This is a genomic window from Brackiella oedipodis DSM 13743, from assembly GCF_000621025.1.
GTDB lineage: Bacteria > Pseudomonadota > Gammaproteobacteria > Burkholderiales > Burkholderiaceae_B > Oligella > Oligella oedipodis.
Genome location: NZ_JHZJ01000013.1, coordinates 1 through 3,153 on the forward strand (window position 1 = coordinate 1; position 3,153 = coordinate 3,153).

Here is a 3,153-nt window from a genome sequence, read left to right on the forward strand (position 1 = left end):
GTACCTTCTTCGGCTGGCGCCACATTAGTGATGCGGGTATTACCAGCATCGATACCGTTTTGAGCAATCTTAGGACCTTGGTTACCGAACTGGATTGAACCAGCGTCACCTAGATCAATATTGTCAGCCAATTTAACATTTAAGCGACCGTCTTGATCTGCAACAACACCGATATTGCCATCAGTTAAGTTACCTTCTGCACCACCAACGATGTCTAATTGCTCGTTAAGTTTCTTAGCGATGACTTGACCGTCATCACCGGCAAATTTAAGACCGTCGTTAAGCGTCGCTACGGTTTCTGGCTCAGCACCTTCGGTGGCTGGTTGATAAACAAGGCGAGTTTTGTTTTCACCGTCTTTACCGTCTACACCGGCTGGGCCTTGAGCACCTTTAATAGAAAGACCGTCTTTACCGTCTTGACCATTGAGACCGATAGAACCGTCTTTACCGTTTAAGACAACAGCAGAGCCGTCTTGACCGTTAACACCGATAGTGCCATCGACACCGTCTTTACCATCTTGACCATCAACCCCTGGTTCGCCTTTTTCACCGACGTTAACGGTATTAATACCGTCTAGATCTTTATTTAGAGAGAAGCCTAGACCATCAGCAGTTTTGCTGACTTGGATATTGGCGTTTGCTGATGCATTACCTGCTGCATCTAAGCCAGCAAAATCAACGGTGCCACTTGGAGCGACATTGGTTTTGCTGTCAGCGTTGCTTTGGGCGGTGTAATTCCAGCCCTCGCCTGCCGTCACTTCAGCGTTTTTAGCATATTTATAAACGGCGTCTAATTGACCTTGGGAAGCGGCTTGAGACTTGTCATAGCCTTCTTGATCTTTGTCGTTTGGTGTCCAAGTAGTATTGGTCAAGCTAGAGATCGTGCCTTGATTACCGTCGATAGTGACTGGTTGATTGGCACCAATTTTAACGGTATCACCAAGTGCTAGATTAATACCGTCATCGTTACCCGTCGCGATAATATTGCCGTCGCTACCTTTAAGGTTGAGTGTGTCACCTAGTTTAATAGGTTGTGTTTGACCGTTATTACCGGCAAATGTGATACCGCCGTTATTAGCTTTATCGATACCGGCTTTGGCTTGCTCATCTAATCCTAGCTCAAAGTTGGTACCTTCGAATTCATTGGTGCCGCTGTTATCGAGTGTCAGACCACTATTGTCTGCCAACGTGACGGTGGCTGTTTGCGCATTCACACGATATTGAATACCTTGTTGCTCGCCGTCTTCTGGATTGATAGAGTTAACAGTTGTTTTAGTACCCGCAATCACTTCTGGTACTGGACCGGCTTCGCCACCAGAGCCAGGATTAAGATTATCGATTTGATCTTGGAGGTCTTTACCGACAGCGTATAACTGACTACCATTGATGGCGTCAGTAGAGTCCATAGCGATACGACCAGCGGAGACGTTTTGGAGTTGGCGAGTGATGTAGTCGCTAGACGTGTGCACCTTGTCTACCACCATGGTATTTTGATTAGGACTATCTACATATTTTTGCTCTTTTCTATCCCAATAGAGCCAAGTGGGCTCAGTTTCTAGCACCTTAGCACCTGCACCAATGGACATGACCTTTGAGGTTGCAGTCGGAGCTCCCGCAAATTTGTATTTTTTACCGCTGCCTCCTGTAAAATACACCGCTTCGTCGCCATGGTTGGCTGTGCTCATATTTGAGCCTGAATATGAACCAATTGCCACATTACCTTTATCTACTGCATTGGCAGCATAACCCAGTGCTGTAGCGCCAATGCCATAAGATTTAGCGGAACCACCAATGGCGATAGCATGCTTAGTTGGAAAGATTAATTTTAGCCCATCAGCTGAAGGCTCATAACCATTGGTACCTGGTCTATAGGTATTAGCCCCTCGACGATACTCATTACCTTCAGAACCTAATGGGTTCTCGCCTAAAGCAATCGTTGTATCAGTACGATTATCTGTTAGGGTATATGATGGATTCACTGTGGTATTGCTAACTTTACCACTACCCCCATCAATCACTGTATCCCCAGCATCATACACACGAATTTCATTGAGATTTGCGGCGAGCGCTGGCAGCGACACACTGCTTAACACAGCGGTGAGGAGGGTCATTTTGAAAAAACGACGCGCACTGCTAGACGAGCCAGTGCGTTGATCAGTGAGGGAGGACGAGCTAGATTTACCGCGATTGGTTTCTAGTTCTGAGACAGCGACGAACGCATTAAGGGACTTATTCCACTTGGTTTTGTATATTTTGTTCATATCAATGTTTAAAAGTAAAACGCGACTAGCCCTTGGGTGCAGGCGCACCAAAGGATTCGACGGTCATGTTATGTTTTAAAAAAATTATATTTATAGGGCTACTGAGTATCCTTATTATGTTCGATTGGATACTTTTTTCACCGCGGGTGAATTTTATCAAATTTTTTAGATTTTATAAGTTTTTTATCAAAACTGTGGTTTTTATAATACTTTTTACTTATATATAAATCAGTATTTATTATTAGTCAAATTCATTTTTTATAAATTATCTACCGTTGCTTAAGATCTTTATTTTCTGGCTAATCCCCCAACAGGCGGTTGTTTCCATAAAAAAACCGAGAGCCTAAGCTCTCGGTTTGAGTGTTGCATAAAACTAAAGTGGATGAACTTTAGTTTTTTTGTAACAGTTTGTTATTGCAAGGCAATTTCGACATCAACACCTGCTGGTAAGTCAAGACGCATAAGGGCATCAACAGTTTTGTCGGTTGGATCAACAATATCCATCAGACGTTGATGTGTGCGGATCTCGAACTGGTCACGTGCTTTTTTGTTGACGTGTGGTGAACGCAAGACATCGTAACGTTTGATGCGGGTAGGTAGCGGTACAGGACCGTGTACAACAGCGCCTGTACGTTTGGCGGTGTCAACGATTTCGGCAGCAGATTGATCGATTAATTTGTAATCGAAGGCCTTAAGGCGGATACGAATTTTTTGGTTTTGCATGATATAACTCTATAAAAGAACAATGTAAAGAACAAATAACAAAAGCGTGGCACTTAAGAGCGCCACGCTCGATTACACAATCGCTAGATTATTTAGCGATTTTAGAGACGACGCCAGCACCAACGGTACGGCCGCCTTCACGGATCGCGAAACGAAGACCTTCTTCCAT

Annotated in this window: 3 protein-coding genes; all 3 read right to left on the reverse strand. The window is 44.2% G+C overall.

From position 1 onward, the window contains the following. On the reverse strand, positions 1 to 2,261 hold a 2,261-nt coding region (locus Q335_RS09080; RefSeq protein WP_038369338.1), incomplete at its 3' end, for an ESPR domain-containing protein. 411 nt (positions 2,262 to 2,672) lie between these two features. After that, the gene (gene rpsJ, locus Q335_RS0103315) at positions 2,673 to 2,984 is read right to left on the reverse strand and encodes a 30S ribosomal protein S10 (protein WP_028357423.1); all 312 of its coding nucleotides are present in this window, start codon (positions 2,982 to 2,984) and stop codon (positions 2,673 to 2,675) included. Between the two features lie 88 nt (positions 2,985 to 3,072). Further along, positions 3,073 to 3,153: EF-Tu C-terminal domain-related protein (locus tag Q335_RS10110; RefSeq protein WP_483771098.1), on the reverse strand; the 81-nt coding region annotated here is incomplete at its 5' end.

What these genes read in the sequence shown, in the direction of transcription:
- rpsJ (WP_028357423.1), bottom strand. Translation starts at nt 2,984, where the DNA reads ATGCAAAACCAAAAAATTCGTATCCGCCTTAAGGCCTTCGATTACAAA.